Below are 1,392 nucleotides of genomic sequence, written 5' to 3' on the forward strand. Positions count from 1 at the left end.
TATTGTTGCAGACATAATCTTCCAAGAATCACCTATTTTAGTAAGATAAATATCATATTCATTTCCTGCAGAAGCATTATTTTCTATTTTATCCTCTAAATTATAAGAAAAAGTTTCTGATACGTATAAATTAACATTAACAATATTACTATTCTTTGTTATATTTTTAAAATCAAAGGTATACTCTGTATTGATCACTTTATAAGCTTGATTGTCATTATTAGCCTTTTTTAAATCATTTCTAGCTTTTAAGTATTCTTTGAAACCATCAGAGCCTACATTTGAAAAATTGTTTTTTCCGCCATTGAAATTATAATCCTCTTTTACAAATATCTCTACTACCTTTTTTATAGAATTTTTATCATTTTCATTGAGTTCATTCTCAATTATTTGATTTTCTATTTCTTTAGAAATAGAATTTTTGTTATTTATAATAAATAGAATTCCTATAACAAGAAAAACAACTAAAACAAGAAAGACTATTTTTTTCAATACATTAGACATTAGATTTCCTCCTATAATAATTATTTGATAAATTAGAAAATAAAAACGGATTAAATTATAATTTAATCCGTTCTATTTTCTAATTTAAAGTTGTTAAATGAACATAAGATCTATCATATTGACTTGAAGGAGCTGCTGTATTAATAGGAACCATCCATCTATCAGCAGTATGACTTGCTATTTTAAAATTAGAACCTGGCCCAACTACTATATATGTATGAAACCATGTCCCATTATGTATAAAAGTTAAATCACCTAGTTGAAGAGTAGAACCATATTCGATTGCATGTCCTCCAGGACCTCTATAACCATTTTCATTTCTAACAACAAACGCTCTTAAATAATGTGCTTGAGCCCATGCATCTCCATAAGTTGGTTGTATATGTATTGAATCTGGTTCTAATGACCAAGTTCTATTTTTCCCATCTATTTTTATAGAATGACTCTTATCAGCTCTTGCACCAGCTTTTCTCAGTGCTTGAGATGCATAATTTGCACAATCAGCTTTAAATGAAAGATAGTTAGGATTACGTCTACTTTCTCTATAGGCATATGCATAGTCATAAATAGCTTGACGTTGGCTACTAGTTATAGCTCCAAGTTTCGGAGTACTCTCTTCCTTTAAGTTTGGATCTACATCTTCTAAAGATACTGGAGGTTCAGAAGATATATTAACCTTTAATTCTTCAATCTTATCTAACATTTTTTTTAGATTATCTTTTCTTGTATTAGCATCAATCTTATTTTTTTGTACATATCCAAATTCTTGATTTACATCAAAGAAACAATCTATTGGATCCACACCTACATCTATTGTTGCAGACATAATCTTCCAAGAATCACCTATTTTAGTAAGATAAATATCATATTCATTTCCTGCAGAAGCAT

At 28.3% G+C, this 1,392-nt stretch carries 2 protein-coding genes; both read right to left on the reverse strand.

Annotation, left to right across the window (positions count from 1 at the left end; all coding sequences use genetic code 11):
- Positions 1 to 504, reverse strand: a 504-nt coding sequence (locus KGF52_RS20930) for a hypothetical protein (RefSeq protein ID WP_227841511.1), incomplete at its 3' end; no start/stop codon positions are given.
- Between the two features lie 79 nt (positions 505 to 583).
- Positions 584 to 1,392, reverse strand: an 809-nt coding sequence (locus KGF52_RS20935) for an amidase domain-containing protein (RefSeq protein ID WP_227841512.1), incomplete at its 5' end; no start/stop codon positions are given.

The sequence above is a fragment of the Clostridioides sp. ZZV15-6597 genome, from assembly GCF_020657815.1.
GTDB lineage: Bacteria > Bacillota > Clostridia > Peptostreptococcales > Peptostreptococcaceae > Clostridioides.